Genomic DNA, 18,047 nt, shown 5'->3' with positions numbered 1-18,047 from the left:
GTCAACACCGCCGTGACCCCGGAACGGGCGTCATGGACCCGGCTGAGCAGCGAATGAGCAGCTTCTGAACCACGGAAGGACGCGGAACGCCCACGGTACGACCGGCTGGGCAGGACAGCCGCTCGGGCAGGACGACCGGCTGAGCAGGACGACCGTCGAAAGTCGTTGCCGGCGGACGACCATCGGGGACGCCGCGTCCGTGGGGACCGCCCTACGCTTGCGGGCGATGAACGTGAAATCAGTGGGGGCCCTGATCGTGCGCCGTGCGCTGCCCGGACCCTGGACGAACCGGATGTGGTGGACCGAGGTGCTCGGTGCGCTGGCGCTCGGTGTGGCGACCCTCCTGGCGCTGATCGTCGGTGGGGCGTGGCTGGCGCAGGCCCTGGTCGCCGCCCTCGCCGCAGCGGGGCTGTACCTGCTGCGCCGCGGTCTGCCCGGCATGGTGCTGGTGATGTCGTCGGCCTGCGTCACCGTGGCCGGGGGATTCGCCCTGGTCCCGGTGTGTGCCGCATGGTCGGCGGGGCGTCTGCTGCGGCGGGGCCGGGGGTCGGTGGCCGCGTTCGCCGGGGCGTTCGTCGCCATGCTGGTCGTCCGGTGGTGGTGGCTGGGGGAGACGGGGCCGGCGAGCGACATCGTGCTGTTCGCCGTGACGCAGTACTTCGGGCTGGTGGCACTGCCGGCCCTGTTCGCGCGCCACCGGGCGCAACGCCGCTCGCTGCGGGACGTCTTCGAGGAACGGCACGATCAGTTGCAGCGCGAGCGCACCATGGTGGCCGGACAGGCCCGGCTGCGCGAGCGGCACCGGATCGCGCAGGACATGCACGACAGCCTCGGCCATCGGCTGACCCTGCTCGCGGTGCAGGCCGGGGCCCTGGAGACGGACCGCACGCTCGGCGGCGAGCACCGGGAGGCCGTCGACTCCGTGCGCCGCACGGCCGTGGCCGCTCTGGAGGAGCTGCGGCAGGTGGTCGGGGTGCTGCGCGAGGAGGGTGAGGCCGCGGCCACCGGCGGCGTCGCCGAGATCGAGGGTCTGGTGGGCGCCAGCCGGCAGGCAGGGGGCGAGGTGGTGCTCCGGCGCACCGGTGCGGTGCGCGACCTGGCCGCGGTGAGCGGACATGCCGCGTACCGCATCGTGCAGGAGGCGCTGACCAACACGCACAAGCACGCTCCCGGTGCGGCCGTCGAGGTGACGCTGCACTACGACCCGGACGCGCTGGTCGTCGAGGTGGTCAACACCGCACCGGACGGCGGGCCTTGTGCCGCGCCGGTCAGCGGCGGGCAGGGGCTGGCCGGACTGCGGGAGCGGGCCCGGCTGGCGGACGGGATGGTGCACGCCGGTCCGCTCCCGGACGGCGGCTTCCGGGTGGCGGGCGTGCTCCCCTACGAGGTGAGCTGCGGCCGGAAGGCCGGCGCGGGGGCGGACGACAACCCGGCCCTTGCCGGACCACCGTTGCCCGGGGACGCTCCGGCGGGCGCGCCGTCGCGGCGGCTGACGGCCTTCCCATGGCTGCTGCCCCTGACGGTCGCGGTCACCGTCGTCGCGCTCCTGATGGCGGCTCTGCTCCTGGCGGCCTGAGCCCGGTGCGGCTCCGGGCGGGGCGCATGCCAGAGTGATCGGGTGCCGCCGACCCGCACCACCCGCCGAAGGAGCCCCTTGGTGATCCGCGTCCTCATCGCCGACGACGAGCCGCTCATCCGGGTCGGCATCCGCACCATCCTCACCTCGGCGGACGACATCGAGGTGGTCGCCGAGGCGGCGGACGGCCGACAAGCGGTCGAACTGGCCCGGCGTCACCGGCCGGACGTGGCGCTGCTGGACATCCAGATGCCGCACGCCGACGGCCTCACCGCACTCGGCGAACTCCGGCAGGCCGCACCCACCACGCGCGCCCTGGTACTGACCACCTTCGGTCAGCGGGAGAACGTACTGCAGGCCGTGACCGCGGGCGGTGCCGGCTTCCTGCTGAAGGACACCGCTCCGAACGAGCTGATCCAGGCCGTCCGGGCCACCGCGGCCGGTCAGGCGTTCCTCTCCCCCAGCGCCGCCCGCCACGTCCTGGACACCCTCGCCGCCGACCGCGCCCCCGCCCGGCAGCTGGCGGCCTGCCGCAAGCTGGAGGGGCTGGGCGAACGCGAGCTGGAGGTCCTGCGGCTGCTCGGCGAAGGACTCTCCAACGCCGGACTGGGCGCCCGCCTGAGCATGAGCGAAGCCACGGTGAAGACCTACGTCAGCCGGATCCTCGCCAAGCTGGACTGCGACAACCGCGTCCAGGCCGCCCTGCTGGCCCGGGACGCCGGCCTGGACGCGGCCGGCACGGCGACGCCCAGCGGGCGTCCCCCGGAAAAGCGCGGACCGCACCGGTAGCCGCGCACCGCTGCTCGATGCGCTCGCTGAACCCGGTTGTCCGGACCGCGACCTGGTCCCGCTAATCAGGGATTTCCCGGCCGTCCCCTGAAAACTCTGCTCCCGCTCACTGTCCGCAGGCAGTTCCCGGGCCCCTCCCGGACCCGCACCGGGCCCGCGCGACCTCGGCCGACTCGTCCGTGCGGCCGTCGGCATACCGCTGCGGCAGCCTCCTGGCAAGCAGCGGCGCACGCGAACACGAGCGGTGACATCGGCGATGGCAGCGGCACTCGATCGGTGCGCGGTCAAGGTCGTTGTCGCCGGACGGAGGCCACTGCTAGCTTCCCACCTTGTCCGTGGCATGCAGACCGGTCGACAGAATCAACTGGTGCCGTGCTGCGGGCAGTTCCGCGTAGATACCGGCGGCCACCACCCCCATGCCGCCGGGCCTGTCGAACTCGAGAGGACTTCGCATGAACCACGGGACGACCTCCACCGTCCGCCGCAGCGCCGTACGGACCTCGGTGGCCGCCGCCCTCGGCGTCGCCTTGCTCGCCATCAGCCCGACGATCTCCTCGGCCGCCACCGGCGCACCGAGCGCGGCCGCGCACCGGCACGGCGTCCTGCCGACCGTCGCCAACGCCCATGCCGCCGGCCAGGCGCACCACGGCAGCAACACGCTGGCCTACGGCGGCGGCATCGACGGCATAGGCGTGATGAGCGGCCACCCGAAGGTGTACGTGGTCTTCTACGGTAACCAGTGGGGCTCCCAGGGCACCGACGCCAACGGCAACCTGACCTTCAGCAACGACCCGTCCAACGGCGCGCCGGTCGCCCAGAACATGTTCAAGGGCATCGGCACCGGCAGCGAGCAGTGGTCGGGCACCATGACCCAGTACTGCGACGGCCCGCTGGTTGCCACCAATGCCACCGCCTGCCCGTCGGTGGCCGCCCACGTGCCCTACCCGACCGGCGGGGTGCTGGCCGGCGTCTGGTACGACAACGCCGCAGCCTCGCCGGCGGCCGCCACCGGCCACCAGCTCGGCGTCGAGGCCGTCAACGCCGCCGCGCACTTCGGCAACACCACTGCGGCCGCCAACCGGTACGCGTACTACGTGATCGTCTCCCCCCACGGCACGAACCCGGACAACTACCAGGGTGCGTACTGCGCCTGGCACGACTACAACGGCGACTCCACCCTGACCGGTGGCGCCGTCACCTCCCCCTACGGCGACGTCGCCTTCAGCAACCAGCCGTACAACATGGACTCCGGGGCCGGCTGCGGCGTCAACTTCCTCAACTCCGGCAGCGCGGGCACCCTCGACGGCTGGACGATGACCCTCGGCCACGAGTACTCCGAGACCATCACCGACCAGAACCCGGCGGGCGGTTGGACCAACCACACCACCGGCTCGGAGAACGCCGACGAGTGCGCCTGGCTCAAGGGCGTGACCGGTGGCGCCGGCAACGTGAAGATGGGCAACGGCACCTACACCGAGCAGGGCAGTTGGTCCAACGACACCAACGCCTGCGCGCTGACCCACCCGACCGTCGGCTGACCCACCGGCCCCGACGCATCGCACCACCGTGATCGGCGTGCACCCCGACCCCGCACTGGCGAATCCCAGGGGCCGGGGCGCACGCGCGTCGCCTTCCAGCAGCTGGCCGATCACCGCCCAGGGACCGGAGGACTCCCCCGCCACTCCCAACGGATGCCGAGGCGGCTGGGGTCGAGATCCTGCCAGACACCACAGGCGCGGCTGTACTCGTCCAGGGCGACCACTCGCTCCACGGCCGGGTCCGTGCCGGGCGAGGTGAACTGCACACAGCGCGCGGGCAGAACCGGGCGGGTGAAGTCGACTTCGAGCACGTACTCCCGGACCGGGTTCCGCAGCCACACCTCCCAGTGCTGCTCCTGCGGGAAGGGGGCCGGGAAGTCGACCGCATGCTCGAGCACCACGGTGTCGCCGAGCCGCAGAGCATGCCCGAAGAGGAGTTCCGCGACGATGAACCCGGCACGGCGGTCGACGACCGTGCGGCCGATCGTGCAGCCGCGCAGCGGGCGAACGGCGATGGCACCGGCGGGCTCGGCGGTGTAGACCACAACAAGTCCGCGGGGTCCGTCCGCATTGGCACGCAGCACGGTGCGGCTCCACAGACTGCGGATTCGACGGTTACGGCCGATGCGCAGCCGGTTGTGCATCGACAGTCGCAGCAGCAGTTCATCGCTGTGCATGTCGAACGTGCGCAACGCTTCGAGAACTGACGTGGCATCCCCGAGGAACGCGGCACGCTCCAGCAACGGGCCCACCACGGCCCGGCGACCACGCCGCCTCGGTGGCCCCAGCAACGCGGCCAGCGCTCCGCTCTCCACCCCGAGGATCTCCTCCAGGACGGCTATCGCCTCCAGGGAGGCGGCGCTCTCGGGCTGGTGGCGCCCCGACTGCCAACTGCTCAAGCTGCCCAGACTCACCGGGGTGCCGCGCGAGCGAAGCCTGTAGCAGATCCGCTCCAGGCCCAGACCACTGGCCTGGATCGCGACCCGGAGCGCGGCGGGAAAGGGCCCCGCCGCCAGCAGACGGTCGAGTTCGGTGCGTGCTGAGACGGTATCGGGATTGGTTGAACCGGGTGCCACGCCAGGGACTCCCATCAACGATCGCAGCCGACAACAGGCTTGCGGGACTTGACGCCAAGGGAGCCTAACCGAGGTCGAGCGCATCGCGGCGGCCTCGGGAGTCGGGTCTTCTGCGTCGGTACCGCGCCGTGCCGTCGGCTTCCGGCGCCCCACATCCGCCGGCGCGCCCTCGACCACTGGGACACCAACCAGTAGAACCCGGACCCGCACCAGCAGCAGCCGGTCAGCGACCACAACCCTTCAGTTCATCACATCCGGTGTTCGAAAAGGCCTCACCCGCGAAAGTGGTGACGTGAGCATGGCCCAGTGGCTACCGTCTGCTCCGTCGTCAGAATCTTGTACCGGAGGGTGGGGAAGGCGCGTGCGCAGCAGAATCGATGCGGACCGGCGGCTGCTGGTCAGCGTGTTCGGGCCGCAGGAGGCCCGTGAAGCGGTACTCGGCGGGGCGCGGATCATCGACAGCGAGGACCCGCGCAGTGCGCTCGGCACGATCAAGCCCCGGCGCATCATGGACATCGCCGACGCCGTCCTGGCCACCCGCCGGGACCTGCCCGTGCAGTTGAGCACCAACATCGGCGAGGACCAGCTCCTCTACCGGCGCGCCGCGGGCGGGCTGGCGATCGGCAAGTCCCCGTACGAGATGGTCGGCAAGGCCGCCCAGGCGGCGCTGGGCGTGGCGGTGTCGATGGGCACCGCCGTCCACCCGTGCCCGATCGTGAAGGTCGGCCTCGACGGCATGGATGTCGGCCGACTCACCGACGTGCTGGGCGAGATCACCGCCACGCTGCGGCGCGCCAACGGGCTCGGGCGCACCCGCGTCATGTCCGTGCTGTTCGCCCAGGACCTGGACCTGTGGGACGCCCGCAAGACCCTGCCCCAGGTGCGCCGCGCCCTGGTCGGCCTGCGCGAGTACGACCCGGCCGCGCGCGACGCACCGGGTGCCTTCGACCTGGCGGAGCACGCGGACGCCCTGCTCGGCGACGACGGACGCCAGCTCTTCCCCGACCGGCGTCCCGACGAGGCCGAGCTGAAGGCCTGCGGCGCCCTGCCGCCCGCGGCCCGCGGCACCCACGTCACCGTCAACGAGCCCTTCCCGCACGCCGATTACGGCCTGACCAGCCGCCGCCGCACCGACACCGAGGCGATCCGCGCCATGGTCGAGGCCAGCGCCGCCGCCGGGGCGGACGCCATCATGATCGACACCAGCATCCTGCTGAAGGTCGCCCGCATCGGCCTGATCTCCACCGCGGGCAGCGACGAACTCGTCGATCTGGACGCCCACGACACCGACGCCCACGGCCTGCCCCGCACCGGCATCCTGTCCCTGGCGGAGATCCGCTTCTTCGTCGACCTGTGCCACGCCCGAGGCCTGGAGGCCAACCTCGCCGGCTCCGTCCAGAGCCACCAGGCCCAGCAGATCTGGCGCCTGGTCCCGGACCTCGACCAGCTCTCCGCCCGCGGCGGCGTCGTCGCCCTCGCCCACGACCCCCTTTACGGCACCGGCGCCGCCACCCGCCACGACCGCGTCGTACGCCGCGCCCTGGTCGCCGGGATCATCCCGCCCGAGCAGGGCGGATACCTGGTCGTGCCCGAGCACATGACCCGCTCGCCGAAGTTCCACACCGACCTGGACGAACTGCTTACCCGCCACCAGGACCTTGACGTCCACGTCGCGGACCGCCACGGCAGCCTGTCCGCCCTGGAGCGACCGGCGCCGGACACGCGCTGACACCGGCCCCTGCCTGCCGGTGAACCGCAGCGGCGGGAGCCGCGCGCTGTGTGTGCTCGACGATCCACCCGAGTGGATCTCCACGTATCGCGGTGCGCGAGTGCCGTGCCAGGACAGGGGTTGGGAGTTGCCGCCAGTGGACGTGGTACGGGAGTCGGCCGGGGCCGGGCGAGTCGTGTTCTTCGAGGAGTCGGCACGGGACGGGGCTCAGGCCAAGACCCTGATGAGCGCGGACTTCCGGGTCCGGCTGGCGCAGGAGCAGGGAGCGGTGTTCGGGGCGGACGGTCCTCGCCACGTGGTGTTCGCAGCCGGCTTCCCCTCCGTGTGCGGGCAGGAGTTCGAGGCGACACGCCAAGTCGCGCTGGAGGCCCAGGAGTCGGTCAGTCCGTCCGCGATCTGCCGGGGCACGGTGGCCGACGTGCGGCTGGCGCTCGGCGCGGTGCGGGGTGCGGCGCACGCGCGGGTCATGGTGATCGTGGCCGCCTCCGAGGCCACCGCCCGTGCCCTGGTGCACAGCGGCGCGCGCGAGGCCCTGCGCCAGGGTCTGGACGTGGTGAAGGAAGCAGTCGGTCTGGCGGACGGGATCGCGGTGGACGTGTGCCTGGTCGACGCTCCCCGCGCGGACCACGCCCTGGTGGCCGAGCACGCCGCAGCGATGACGGCCCAGGGCGCGGGGACGATCGTGCTGGCCGACACGGTCGGCGACCTGCTGCCCGGCCGGACCCGGGACCTGTTCCAGCGGGTCACGGCCGACGCGGGGCCCGAGACCGTCCTGGTCTCGCACCTGCACAACGACCTGGGCCTGGGCCTGGCCAACACCCTGGCCGCCCTGGAGAGCGGAGTGCGGGTGGCGGCATGCTCGTGGCTGGGCATGGCCGAGCGCAGCGGCATGGCCGCCACCGAGCAGTTGCTCTTCCTGCTCGCGCACGACCGGGCCAAGGCCGAGCAGATCCTCGGCCCCGGCTGCGAACCGTGGTGGACCGCACCGGACCTGACCCGGCTTCCGGCCATCGCGCGGATGGTGTCCGCCGAGACCGGGGTACCGCTCACCGTCACCACCCCGATCGTCGGCACCGGCGTCGCCACCATCTCCACCGGAACCCCCTTCACCCACCCCCGGACCTTCCAGCCCTACGACCCCCACCAGCACCTCGGGCTGGCACCGACCGTGGTCCTCACCCACCTCGCCAGCATGCGCGTGCTGTGCGCGGTCGCCGAGCGACTCGGCCACCGACTGGTCCCGGCCCAGACCCGCACCGCCCTGGCCTGGGTCAAGGACCGCGCCTACCGCCTGAACCAGGCCGTCATCGCCGACGCCGACTTCGCCGCCTACCTCGACGGCCTGACCGCCACCACGCCCCGATGCTGAACGGACCCGCCCCCATGCCGGCCACCGCCTCGCTCGACACCAGCGCCGCCGCCCACGCACTGACCGCCGGACGGGCCGCCGTCCTGCCCAACCCCAGCCCCCTGACCTACGTCGTCAGCGCCACCACACCCCAGGCCGTCAACAAGGCCAAAGGCCGCCCCACCGACCAGGAAGTCGCCCTGTGGGTCCACGAGGACACCACCTGGAGCGGCCTCACCACCCACCTGAACCTGTCACCGGCGGCCCTGCGCACCGCGCACACCTTGCTGCGCGAGCACATGGTCACCCTCCTCGTGCCCGCGCGCACCGACACCCCGCCACCGGCCTGGACCACCCCCGCACTGCGCGACGGCCAGCTCCTGCTCTTCGGCGCCCGCTGGCAACCCCTCACCCCACTGCTCAACCGCTTCCCCCGCCTGTACGTCAGCAGCGCCAACCGCACCGGAGAGCCACCGGCCGCCACCGCCCCCCAGGCAACCGCCATGTTCGGCCCCGACATCCCGGTCACCGACGCCGACACCCTGCGCCACACCGACACCCCGCACGCCGCCACCACCATGCTGCGCATCACCCCCCACGGAGACCTGGCCCACATCCGCTCCGGAGCCCAGGACCAGGCCTGCGGCAGTGACCCGAACCGCTACCTGGCACGGCTCCGCAGAGCCACCGGCAGTACCGAATCGTCCCCGTAGCCGCGGCCCAGCCACCGCGTCCCGTCCACCCCGGTCAGCATCGCCCCGCTCGCCCTGGGCGGCGCCTTCGGCCTTCCGCCGGCGCTGGCTGTAACAATTGCGGTTACCTCATCCTGAAAAGACCGTTCGGCGAAGAAAGTTGGGCAGAGCATGAGCGCGAACACGCGCAGCGTGGTGGACGAGCTCCTCAAGCGCATCGGGGCGGGCGACATCGATGGGGTCGTGGAGCTGTTCGCGCGCGACGCCGTCTGGGAGATCCCCGGTGACCCGGCCATCGTCCCCTGGGTGGGGCGCCGCACGGTCGAGAACATCCCGGAGTTCTTCGAGACGATCACTGCGCACACCGACCGCGAACTGTTCGACGTCGAGCGCGTTGTCGTCGACGGCCCGAACGCGGTCCTCATCGGACGGGCGCGGATCGTCGTCCGATCGACGGGCAAGGTGATCGACACGCCCTTCGCCATCGACATCGTCGTCAACCCCGAAGGCCGCATCAGCCGTTACTACATGTTCGAGGACACCTGGCAGGTCGCCCAGGGCGTGATCCGCTAGCGAGCGATGATCGGACTCCGGCCATGCAGCGGCCGGGCGGCGGATCGGGCCGGCGGCGAAAGCGGGCTGACAGATCGTCCGCGCTGTGGCTACGATGCGGGCGATGAAGAACTTCTCCTCGTATCGAATGGGGGAATCGTCCACGCAAGGTGAGTGCTGATGGCACCTCACCTCGTGAACGAGTTTCCGGCCCACCTGTTGATGTGGCAGCGCGTGCGCGAGTACGCCGTGCCACCGTCCATGATCGAGACCGCGACGGCACGGCGTGCCCGGGGCGACTGGGCGGGGGCGTGCGCCGCCGCCCGGGTCGACGTGGATCTCGATCTGCGCGCCGTGCGGCACCGCCACGGCAGCGATCTCGCCGCCCGCCTCCGGGCGGACCTGCGCCTGCTCGCACCGGACCTGCTCCGCTGGCACCTGCCCCGGATCGCCCCTGACGGCCGGCTCCGGCCCGGCCTCACCGTCTCGCTGGCCCGCTACGGGTCCGGCGGCAGCGCAGTGCCGTTGCACCTCGTGGTGCGGACGCCGCCGGCCTGGGCGGATGCCGGACAGCGCGTCTCGCTCGCCCTGTGGGAGGGGCCGGGGAGCGACGTTCCCGGGCACCACCCGCATCCGCATCCCGACCGGCGGTTCCGGCTCGACCTGCACCGGCACCTCTGGGATGCCGGCCGGAGCGGTGAACTGGCCGACCGCTGCGGTGCGGACGGGCCGGCCGACGGGCCGGCGGACGGGCCACCGGTCGCGGCGCCGCCCGGCCACCCGCGCGCCGCCCACGAGTCCTGGTGGAGCGCGCGGTGGGCCGCCGAGGCGGAGGTGCTGTTGCGGGCGGAGGGACGCTCGCGCGGCGGGTTCACAGTGCGGCTCGGCAGGCGCGACCACGCCGTGTTCGAGCTCGTCGCCCCCGATGACAGCCATGTCCCGACGGTCCGACCGCTGCGAGAGACGCTGGGGCCGCAGGACGTCGCGGCGCTTCCCGCGCTCCCGGAGGCGGCGATCCGGATCCCGCCGGATCTGGAGCTGCTGCGGGCCGGCCTGGTCACGGTCGAGCGGTTGCACCCGCTCGTCGCCGCGGCACTGGGTGGCGCCGGCTCGACCGCGCCGGCCGCACGCCCGCACCGGCTCGGTGATCCGCACCGGGTGGAGTGCCGTGGCGAGGTCCACCGGATCGCGCTGCGCGACGGCGTGCTGACGGCGATCGATCACGACCTGGCCCAACTGCGCCGGGAGGAGCTGCTGGTGGCACTCGGCGGCCCGGCCCTGCCCTGCCTGCGGGCGATCGACGCGGTGCACCGCAGCCCGGAGGCACTGCCCGCGGTGCGGGAGCGGCTCACCCACGGGGACTTCGCCGGAGCGCTCACCGTGGTCGAGGGGCTGCTCGGCCCCAAGGCGGTCCTGCGTGACGGACCGCTCCGGGACGAACTGGCCTCGGCCGCGGCCGGCCGCATCGACCACGGGGTCTTCCGCGCGGGGCTGATCGCCGTGCACCCCGCCGCCGCCGGCGCGACCGGTAGCGGGAACGACCCGGACGAGCGGCACGCCGAGCGCGGCCATCGCCCCCGTCTCGACCGTCGCACGCCGCTCGTCCTGCACCGCAAGCGGAGCAGCCGTCCCCGGCCCCGCACCGGCCTGGCCTCCTGACCGGCCCCCTACCGACGACCTTCCAGCGCCGCACCCACCACCCGCCGCACCCACGACCTCCGGGACGGGCTGCCGGCCCGTTCCCCTATCCCACCCCAGGTGATACCCATGACCTCCACCACCCTCCTTCCGTTGGCCATCCCGTCCGAGGCCACCGACGCCCAACTCGCCGTCGCCGACGACCTCTTGACCCTGCTGCGGACGACCACGACCGAACCGCGCCCCGATGAGCAGCTCGAGGCACTCACCCTGGCCGTCGCCGCCGACCTGCCGGTCCTGATCTGGGGCGAGCCGGGCATCGGCAAGACCGCGGCGCTGACCCAGCTCGCCGCCTCCCTCGATCTGCCGCTGACGACCGTGATCGCCAGCGTCCACGAGCCGTCCGACTTCTCCGGGCTGCCCATCGTGGGCGACGACCCGGCCGTGCAGGGGGTGCCGATGGCACCACCACAGTGGGCCGTGGAGCTCGTCCGGGCCGGACGGGGACTGCTCTTCCTGGACGAACTCTCCACCGCCACCCCGGCCGTCCAGGCCGCGCTGCTCCGGGTCGTCCTGGAGCGGCGGGTCGGCGCACTGCAACTGCCGCCCGGGGTACGGATCGTGGCCGCCGCCAACCCCCGCGCCTCGGCAGCGGACGGCTGGGAGCTGAGCCCGCCACTGGCCAACCGCTTCGTGCACCTGTACTGGGTGCACGACCGTGAGGTGGTGGTGCGCGGCCTCGGCGGAGTCTGGCCCCGGGCCGAGCTGCCCCGGCTGGTGCCCGGCCGGTTGCCGGAGGCGGTGGCCTTCGCCCGGCGCGTGGTCTGCGGGTTCCTGAAGGCCCGGCCGACCCTGATCCACCGGCTGCCGACCACGGAGACCCGGCGCGGCGGCGCCTGGCCCTCGCCCCGGAGTTGGGAGGCCGCGCTCACCCTGCTCGCCTTCGGCACGGCGGCCTGCGTCTCCCGCGAGGTGCTGGCACTGCTGGTGCGCGGCGCGGTCGGGGACGGTCCTGGGTTCGAACTCCTCGCCCATCTGGACCGGATGGACCTGCCCGACCCGGAGACGCTGCTGGCCGACCCGGCCGGCGCCGAGTTGCCGGAACGGGGTGATCTGCGCCAGGCGACGTTGGAGGCGGTGGTCGCCGCGGTCGGGGCACGGCCGGAGCGAGCGCGGTGGGAGGCGGGCTGGGCGGTACTGGTACGGGCGCTGGAGACCGGCGCGCCCGACCTGCTGGTCGCCCCGGCAACGGCGTTGGCCGCGTTGCGGCGCGACGACTGGGAGGTGCCCGGCGCAGTGGAGCGGCTGGTCGGGGTGGTCGGTCTCGCCCGGCGGGCGGACCGGTCGGTGGCGCGGGTCGCGGCGGCGGGCGGCGCCGCGACCGCGACGGGGACCCCGCGATGACGGGGACCTCGAAGCACCCCGAGCGGCACCCCGCGCGAGGCCCCGAGCCTCGCGAACCGCGCCGCGAACCGCTGCCGCTGCCGCTGCCGCGCCCGATGTCCCGGCCTGCGCCGCCGCGTCCGGTGCGGGCGGCGGTGCCCGGGCGGCCGGTCGGCTCCGGCACGCCGGCCGCCCGCCCCGGCACCCCGCTGGACACGGAGAAGCTGTTCGCCGCCCGGCTCCACGCGGTGAAGGTCCGCCCCTACCTGGCCGCCGCACTCTTCGCGCTGCACGTGGTCGAGGACCGCTCGGTGCCGACGATGGCGGTGGACACCCACTGGCGCTGCTACGTCTCCCCCGCCTTCGTGGCGCGCACCTCGCTGGAGGACCTGGCCGGCGTCTGGGTGCACGAGGTCTCCCACCTGCTGCGGGACCACCACGGGCGGGGCGAGCGGTATGCGCGGGAGCACGAAGAAGAAGGACCGGGCGAGAGGCTGCGGCGGAACATCGCCGCCGACTTCGAGATCAACGACGACATCTACGGCGACAGTCTGCCCGTGCCGGCCGGGGCGGTCCTGCCGTCACTGCTGGCGCTGCCCGACGACCTGCTGATGGAGGAGTACCTGCGCCGGGCGCCGATGTCCGGGCTCACCGCGGACCTGGCCTGGCTGGACTGCGGCAGCGGTGCCGACGGGCAGGAACGGCCGTGGGAGCTGGGGCCCGGCGGAGCAGGAGGGCTGACCAGGCAGCAACGGGACGCAGTCCGCTTCCGAGTCGCCGAGGGGATCAAGGGCCGACCGGGCGACGCGCCGCAAGGATGGCGCCGGTGGGCCGACGAGGCGTTCCATCCGCCGCAGCCGTGGCGGCAGTTGCTGGGCGCCGCGGTCCGCTCGGCGGCGGGCGCACCGGGGCTCGGCGAGGACCACAGCTACCGGCGGCCGTCCCGGCGCTCGGCCGGCGTCCCCGGGGTACTGCTGCCGAGCCTGCGCCGCATGCCGCCCCGGGTCTGCGTCGTGATCGACACCTCCGGCTCGGTGAGCGATGCGGAGCTCGGCAGCGCGCTGCTGGAGGTGGCGGCGATCTCCCGGGCCGTCGGCGGGCGGCGCGACCTGGTGTCGGTGATCTCCTGCGACGCGGCGGCCGGGATCGCCGTCCCGATCTGCCGCGCCGAGAGCATCGAACTCGTCGGCGGCGGCGGAACGGACCTGCGCTCCGGCTTCGCCCGGGCCCTGCGTTCCCGGCCCCGCCCCGACGTCATCGTCGCCCTGACCGACGGTCAGACCCCGTGGCCCTCCGCCGCACCACCCTGCCGCACCGTCGTCGGCCTCTTCCCCCGCCCCGCCCGCGCCGTGAACGAGGACGACCCCGCCTACCGCCCGGACGCCCCGCCGTCCTGGGCGCGCGTCGTCACGATCGACTGAGCCGCCGCCGGGCCGGGCGGACTCGGCGGCCGCTCACCGAGGCGGTGGATGTGGAACTCCACGTTGAGGCCTGGCGGCAGCAGTGGCTCCGGGGTGAAGGAACGCAGATGGACGGCGCCCGCCAACGAGTTGTCCAGAGAACCGTTGACGATCCGGTCATTGGTCTTGATCACGACCAGGCAGGGCAGGCCGTCGCGGGATCGGCGGACGTCGTCGAGGATCTCCGGGAGCGGTGGCGTGGTTCGGGTCAGGTCCAGGCCGTTCGGGGTCAAGGCCACCGCGCCCCACGGCGGGTCGATGACGTAGGTGTCGCACTCGCTGCGGGCGGGGAGCCCGGCGAGCAGCCGGCGGTAGTCGGCCTGGTGGAGGGTGACGGAGGACTCGAGGTGGTCGAGGTTGTGGCGGGTGGTGGCGTACACCAGCGGGTCGAGCTCGGCGGCGTGCACGGGGTGGCCGAGGTGCTGGCCGAGGTGGTGGCCGATGTTCCCCGAGCCGCAGAACAGGTCTACCACCATGGGGTGTTGGTCCAAGGGGTGTTGACCCAAGGGGCGCTGGTCCAAGGGGCGTTGGAGCTCGGCGAGCAGCTCGGCGATGGCGGCGGGGTGGGGGTCCTTGGTGCACTCCAGCGCGGTCCGTCCCAGCACCCGTAGCCCCCGGGCGGTCAGCTCGGTGGCGGGGATGCCGTAGAGCGAGAGGCTCTCGGGGCGGCCGCAGATGACCCGGCCGGCCTCGCACAGCTCGTCGGCGGTGAGCAGTCGGTCACGCAACGGCCCGAGCAGCCGCTCGCGGAGCGCGAAGTAGGGAGTGAAGTAGGGAGTACTCACGGAAGGCGTCCCCCAGGGAGGTGCGGGATGGTTCTGGCCAGCACCTCGGGGAGCGGCTCGCCGTCCAGCACGGTCCGCAACTCATCGACACCGCAGCGGTGTTGCATCGGAGTGAGTGAGACGTACTGCTCGATCCGCTCGTTGACGGTCCGGCGGAACCTCGCGTACAGCGCGTCGTCCTCGCGGATCCGCCCGGCGATCTCCACCAGGGCCGCGGTTCCGGCGAAGTCGTCCTCGGGCACCGTGTGGTCCGGCAGGACGTCGGCGAAGCGGCCGGCGGTGCGGCCGAAGAGCGTGCCGCCCAGCCGGCGAACGGTGAACAGGTGGGCGTAGTGCTGCTCGTGCAGGGCGAGTGGCAGCCGTCCGAGGGCCAGCGACTCGTGGAGCGCGGTCAGCCCTGGGGTGAGCAGGTAGTGCGGGGTGGTCGCCACCCGTCGCAGCAGTTCGCGCTGGGGCAGGAAGCGGCAGACGGCCTGCCGTCCGGCGGCGGTGACGGTGTGCTCGCGGTGCCCGGCGAAGGGGCCGCCACAGAGCAGGACGCGTGGGAAGCGCGGCCAGTCGCGCAGCAGATCGGGCAGCCAGCGGCGGAGCAGGTGCAGGTAGGCGTTGTTGGTCTCGAAACCGAGCAGGAAGTTCTGGAACCCGCCGACGTTGATCAGCAGTTCGTAGTCCGGCTCGGCGTCGCGCGGCGCGTCCCGCAGGCCTTCGAGGTCGACGAGCGAGCCGGTGAGGTGCAGCTGCGGGCCGGCGTCGCCGAGCGCGGCGAACTCGGCCATCCGCTCGGTCACGCCGGGAAAGTTCTGCACCAGGCTGTGTGTGGCGAGCAGATGGGCCGCAAGGACGTGCTCGTGCGGCGTGAGCCCGCTCAGGTGCTTGGTGGCGGCGGCGAGGGAGGTGCGGGGCAGGGTGGCGCACAAGTCGCGGATCCGGGCCAACGGGCGGGCGAGCTGCCAGAAGCCGAACAGGCTGTCCACCATGGTCACCGGTCGTCCCGCCACCGCGGCCCGCAGCACCAGCTCGGCGTCCATCACCGAGACCACGTGGTCGCACTCCGCCAGCAGACGGTCGATCGCCTCGGGTTCCCCGAGTCCCTTGCGTTCCCCGGGTTTCTCGTGGATCTCGTCGAAGGCGTCCGGGTGGCGGCGCGCGAAGATCGCGGCCACCCCGTCGCCGACGAAGACCCTTTGGTGCCCCGGGAGCAGCCGGGAGACCGCCACCAGCTCGGCGGCCGGGCCGAAGCCGCAGTTCTGAGCGCCCATCAGGATGCGCACGGCGTCAACTCCGCAGCGTCGTCGGCTCGGGAACGGCGGCGAGCACCTCGACCAGGCGCTCCGCGAAGGCGGTCGGGTCCTTCGCGTAGCCGATGTGGCCGCCGGGGAACTCCACCGGCCGGCGGCCGAACCACTGCGCGAGGACCGCCGCCGGCTGCCGTACCGGATACCCGCGCGAATCGCGCCCGCCCGCCATCACGATGCGGTCCGCCATGGTGACGAGTGCAGCACGGTCGGGGACGAAGCGGGTGAACGGGAGCAGCACGTGGGCCAGGAAGAACGCGTAGTTGTCCTGGAACTCGGGTACTGGCGGCGCGGGTTGGCCACCGAAGAGCGGTTGCAGCGCCTGCAGCGCCGGCGCGACACCCTCGCGCCGGAACACCTCGTGGACGTGCTCCATGAGTGCCCGGTGCCGCTCGGCATCCGGCAGCACCTCCATGGCCGGCGGCTCGTGCGCCACCACCGTACGGATCAGCTCCGGGTGACGCAGTGCCAACTCCAGCGCGGTCAGCCCGCCTCCGCAGCTGCCGAACACCGTCACCGGCTCGTCCGGCTCGGTGAGTCGCTCCAGCAGGCGGTAGGCGTCGTCGGTGTGCACCTCGACCTGCTGGTCCGTCGGCGGTCCGTCCAGCGGGCTGCGTGAAATGCCGCGCGGGTCGTAGCAGATGACGCGGTGATCCGCGGCGAGGACCGCGGCCAGGGACTCGAAGACGACCGCGTCGGAGGCGCTGCCCGGGATCAGGAGCAAGGGCCGGCCCGACCCGCGGACCTCGAAGTACAGCGTGGCGCCCGGCACCGCCAGCGTGCCGCGTTCCAGAACGTTCATCACACTCCAGGACGTGAGCCGCGCGATGTCGGAGAGTGATGACAACAATACGCATGGCGAGCGGGATTTGTCCGCCGCCGGCCCGTCACGCGCGCGGTGACGCCTCCTGGCTGTCGTAGTGCTCCTGGGCGGCGAGGAGTTCGTCTCCGTGCCGGCCGAACCACTGGATGAGTTCGGTCAGCGGTCCGGCCAGGCTGACACCGAGTTCCGTCAGGCTGTAGGTGACCTGGGGCGGGTTGGTCGGCGCGACATGGCGGTCGACGAGCCCGGCCCGGGCCAGTGCCTTGAGATTCTGCGACAGCATCTTCTGGCTGATGCCACCGACTCGTTGGTGCAGCTGCGCGAAGCGGTGCGGGCCGGCGATGAGGGCCGAGATGATCAGCGTCGCCCAGCGGCTCGTCGTCTGATCCATGATCGGCCTGAGCGCGCACTTGTTGTCGAAGGTGTCATGGGCCAGGAGCCGGGCGGCCGTCGCGACGTGCCGAGTTTCCATCACGTCATGAGCTTACAAAAAAGTAGGTACTTCCCACTAGTAATGGGCTCTCCTACGGTGACTTCCGTAAGCACCAACGTTCGAGGAGTCACCGTGAGCAGCATCAGCAAGAGCAGTAGCAACAACGCCCGTACGGCGATCGTCACGGGCGCGTCGAAGGGCCTCGGTGCGGGGATCGCCAAGGCGCTGGCCGGGACCGGCGCGGCCGTCGTGGTGAACTACCGGGAGGACGCGAAGGGCGCCGAGCGGGTCGTCGCGGACATCACCGCCGCCGGCGGCCGGGCGATCGCGGTCCGGGCGGACGTGGCCCGCGGCGAGGATGTGCGCCGGCTGTTCGATCGCGCACGCGAGGAGTACGGACCGGTCGACGTGCTCGTGAACAACGCGGCCGTCGTCGCCTTCGCGCCGCTGTCGGGCATCACCGAAGAGGAGTTCCAGCGCGAGATGACCACGAACCTGCTGGGGACGATCCTCACCACGCAGGCCCTGGCCGCGCAGGAGGACATCGGCGCCGCGTCGATCATCAACGTCTCGACGGCCGGCACGCTCACCCACCCGCCGTACGCCTCGCTCTATGTCGCGTCCAAGAGCGCCGTCAACGCGTTCACCATCGTGACGGCCAAGGAACTGGGCCCGCGCGGCATCCGGGTCAACGCGATCATGCCCGGGCCGTCGGACACCGAGGGCACCAGGGCCATGGGATTCCCCGGCTCGGCTCAGGAGGCACAGGCGATCGCCGGCACCCCGCTGGGCCGCACGGGCACCCCGGACGACTACGGCCCGCTGGTGGCCTTCCTGGCCTCCGACGACGCGCGCTGGATCACCGGGGATGTCATCCTCGCCTCCGGCGGCATGCGCTGACCCGCGGCGCCGAGGCCTCCACGCACCTTC

At 72.8% G+C, this 18,047-nt stretch carries 16 protein-coding genes; 11 read left to right on the top strand and 5 right to left on the bottom strand.

Going from position 1 to position 18,047, the window contains the following annotated elements; all coding sequences use genetic code 11:
* Positions 1-226: 226 nt before the first annotated feature.
* From AC060L_RS21680 to AC060L_RS21670, 3 genes are all read left to right on the top strand, one after another.
* Positions 227-1,576 (top strand): sensor histidine kinase, encoded by a 1,350-nt coding sequence (locus tag AC060L_RS21680; RefSeq protein WP_483800496.1) that lies wholly within the window; start codon positions 227-229, stop codon positions 1,574-1,576.
* Between the two features lie 81 nt (positions 1,577-1,657).
* Positions 1,658-2,365 (top strand): response regulator, encoded by a 708-nt coding sequence (locus AC060L_RS21675; protein WP_483800495.1) that lies wholly within the window; start codon positions 1,658-1,660, stop codon positions 2,363-2,365.
* A 452-nt stretch (positions 2,366-2,817) separates the two neighbouring features.
* Positions 2,818-3,903 carry a hypothetical protein gene (locus AC060L_RS21670; RefSeq protein WP_483800494.1) on the top strand — a complete coding sequence of 362 codons (1,086 nt, stop codon included), beginning with the start codon at positions 2,818-2,820 and terminating at the stop codon, positions 3,901-3,903.
* 110 nt (positions 3,904-4,013) lie between these two features.
* Here AC060L_RS21670 and AC060L_RS21665 read toward each other — a convergent pair whose 3' ends face one another.
* The gene (locus tag AC060L_RS21665; RefSeq protein WP_483800493.1) at positions 4,014-5,213 is read right to left on the bottom strand and encodes a hypothetical protein; all 1,200 of its coding nucleotides are present in this window, start codon (positions 5,211-5,213) and stop codon (positions 4,014-4,016) included.
* Positions 5,214-5,340: 127 nt separating this feature from the next.
* Between AC060L_RS21665 and AC060L_RS21660 the strand changes: the two genes are divergently transcribed.
* From AC060L_RS21660 to AC060L_RS21630, 7 genes are all read left to right on the top strand, one after another.
* Positions 5,341-6,708, top strand: a complete 1,368-nt coding sequence (locus tag AC060L_RS21660) for a (5-formylfuran-3-yl)methyl phosphate synthase (RefSeq protein WP_483800492.1) — start codon at positions 5,341-5,343, stop codon at positions 6,706-6,708.
* A 136-nt stretch (positions 6,709-6,844) separates the two neighbouring features.
* Complete coding sequence (locus tag AC060L_RS21655) at positions 6,845-8,077, top strand: 2-isopropylmalate synthase (RefSeq protein WP_483800491.1); 1,233 nt, start codon at positions 6,845-6,847, stop codon at positions 8,075-8,077.
* Positions 8,071-8,769: a hypothetical protein gene (locus AC060L_RS21650; protein WP_483800490.1), complete on the top strand. Its 699-nt coding sequence runs from the start codon at positions 8,071-8,073 to the stop codon at positions 8,767-8,769. Before AC060L_RS21655 ends, AC060L_RS21650 begins: the two co-directional genes overlap by 7 nt.
* Before the next feature lie 150 nt (positions 8,770-8,919).
* The gene (locus AC060L_RS21645) at positions 8,920-9,321 is read left to right on the top strand and encodes a nuclear transport factor 2 family protein (RefSeq protein WP_483800489.1); all 402 of its coding nucleotides are present in this window, start codon (positions 8,920-8,922) and stop codon (positions 9,319-9,321) included.
* Between the two features lie 159 nt (positions 9,322-9,480).
* Positions 9,481-10,959, top strand: a complete 1,479-nt coding sequence (locus AC060L_RS21640; RefSeq protein WP_483800488.1) for a hypothetical protein — start codon at positions 9,481-9,483, stop codon at positions 10,957-10,959.
* Positions 10,960-11,067: 108 nt separating this feature from the next.
* Positions 11,068-12,342 (top strand): AAA family ATPase, encoded by a 1,275-nt coding sequence (locus AC060L_RS21635; RefSeq protein WP_483800487.1) that lies wholly within the window; start codon positions 11,068-11,070, stop codon positions 12,340-12,342.
* A gap of 95 nt (positions 12,343-12,437) precedes the next feature.
* Entirely contained in the window at positions 12,438-13,742 is a 1,305-nt protein-coding gene (locus AC060L_RS21630) for a vWA domain-containing protein (RefSeq protein ID WP_483800519.1), read from the top strand.
* Here AC060L_RS21630 and AC060L_RS21625 read toward each other — a convergent pair.
* The 4 genes from AC060L_RS21625 to AC060L_RS21610 form a co-directional block, all read right to left on the bottom strand.
* On the bottom strand, positions 13,691-14,566 hold the full coding sequence (locus tag AC060L_RS21625; RefSeq protein WP_483800486.1) for a hypothetical protein: 876 nt from the start codon (positions 14,564-14,566) through the stop codon (positions 13,691-13,693). The genes AC060L_RS21630 and AC060L_RS21625 overlap by 52 nt on opposite strands.
* Positions 14,563-15,837, bottom strand: a complete 1,275-nt coding sequence (locus AC060L_RS21620; RefSeq protein ID WP_483800485.1) for a hypothetical protein — start codon at positions 15,835-15,837, stop codon at positions 14,563-14,565. Before AC060L_RS21620 ends, AC060L_RS21625 begins: the two co-directional genes overlap by 4 nt.
* Before the next feature lie 4 nt (positions 15,838-15,841).
* Positions 15,842-16,663, bottom strand: a complete 822-nt coding sequence (locus AC060L_RS21615; protein ID WP_483800484.1) for an alpha/beta fold hydrolase — start codon at positions 16,661-16,663, stop codon at positions 15,842-15,844.
* 85 nt (positions 16,664-16,748) lie between these two features.
* On the bottom strand, positions 16,749-17,156 hold the full coding sequence (locus AC060L_RS21610; RefSeq protein ID WP_483800518.1) for a winged helix-turn-helix transcriptional regulator: 408 nt from the start codon (positions 17,154-17,156) through the stop codon (positions 16,749-16,751).
* Positions 17,157-17,249: 93 nt separating this feature from the next.
* Between AC060L_RS21610 and AC060L_RS21605 the strand changes: the two genes are divergently transcribed.
* Positions 17,250-18,017 carry an SDR family NAD(P)-dependent oxidoreductase gene (locus tag AC060L_RS21605; RefSeq protein WP_483800483.1) on the top strand — a complete coding sequence of 256 codons (768 nt, stop codon included), beginning with the start codon at positions 17,250-17,252 and terminating at the stop codon, positions 18,015-18,017.
* Positions 18,018-18,047 lie beyond the last annotated feature (30 nt).

The sequence above is a fragment of the Kitasatospora sp. NEAU-69 genome (genome assembly GCF_057158765.1).
The sequence above is the reverse complement of the archived record's forward strand: the minus strand, read 5'-3'. Positions and strand labels throughout refer to the sequence as shown.

Coding starts and splice junctions, on each gene's coding strand:
- AC060L_RS21645 (WP_483800489.1), top strand. CDS start 8,920: ATGAGCGCGAACACGCGCAGCGTGGTGGACGAGCTCCTCAAGCGCATC.
- AC060L_RS21630 (WP_483800519.1), top strand. CDS start 12,438: ATGTCCCGGCCTGCGCCGCCGCGTCCGGTGCGGGCGGCGGTGCCCGGG.
- AC060L_RS21650 (WP_483800490.1), top strand. CDS start 8,071: ATGCTGAACGGACCCGCCCCCATGCCGGCCACCGCCTCGCTCGACACC.
- AC060L_RS21670 (WP_483800494.1), top strand. CDS start 2,818: ATGAACCACGGGACGACCTCCACCGTCCGCCGCAGCGCCGTACGGACC.
- AC060L_RS21635 (WP_483800487.1), top strand. CDS start 11,068: ATGACCTCCACCACCCTCCTTCCGTTGGCCATCCCGTCCGAGGCCACC.
- AC060L_RS21680 (WP_483800496.1), top strand. CDS start 227: ATGAACGTGAAATCAGTGGGGGCCCTGATCGTGCGCCGTGCGCTGCCC.
- AC060L_RS21640 (WP_483800488.1), top strand. CDS start 9,481: ATGGCACCTCACCTCGTGAACGAGTTTCCGGCCCACCTGTTGATGTGG.
- AC060L_RS21615 (WP_483800484.1), bottom strand. CDS start 16,663: ATGAACGTTCTGGAACGCGGCACGCTGGCGGTGCCGGGCGCCACGCTG.
- AC060L_RS21610 (WP_483800518.1), bottom strand. CDS start 17,156: ATGGAAACTCGGCACGTCGCGACGGCCGCCCGGCTCCTGGCCCATGAC.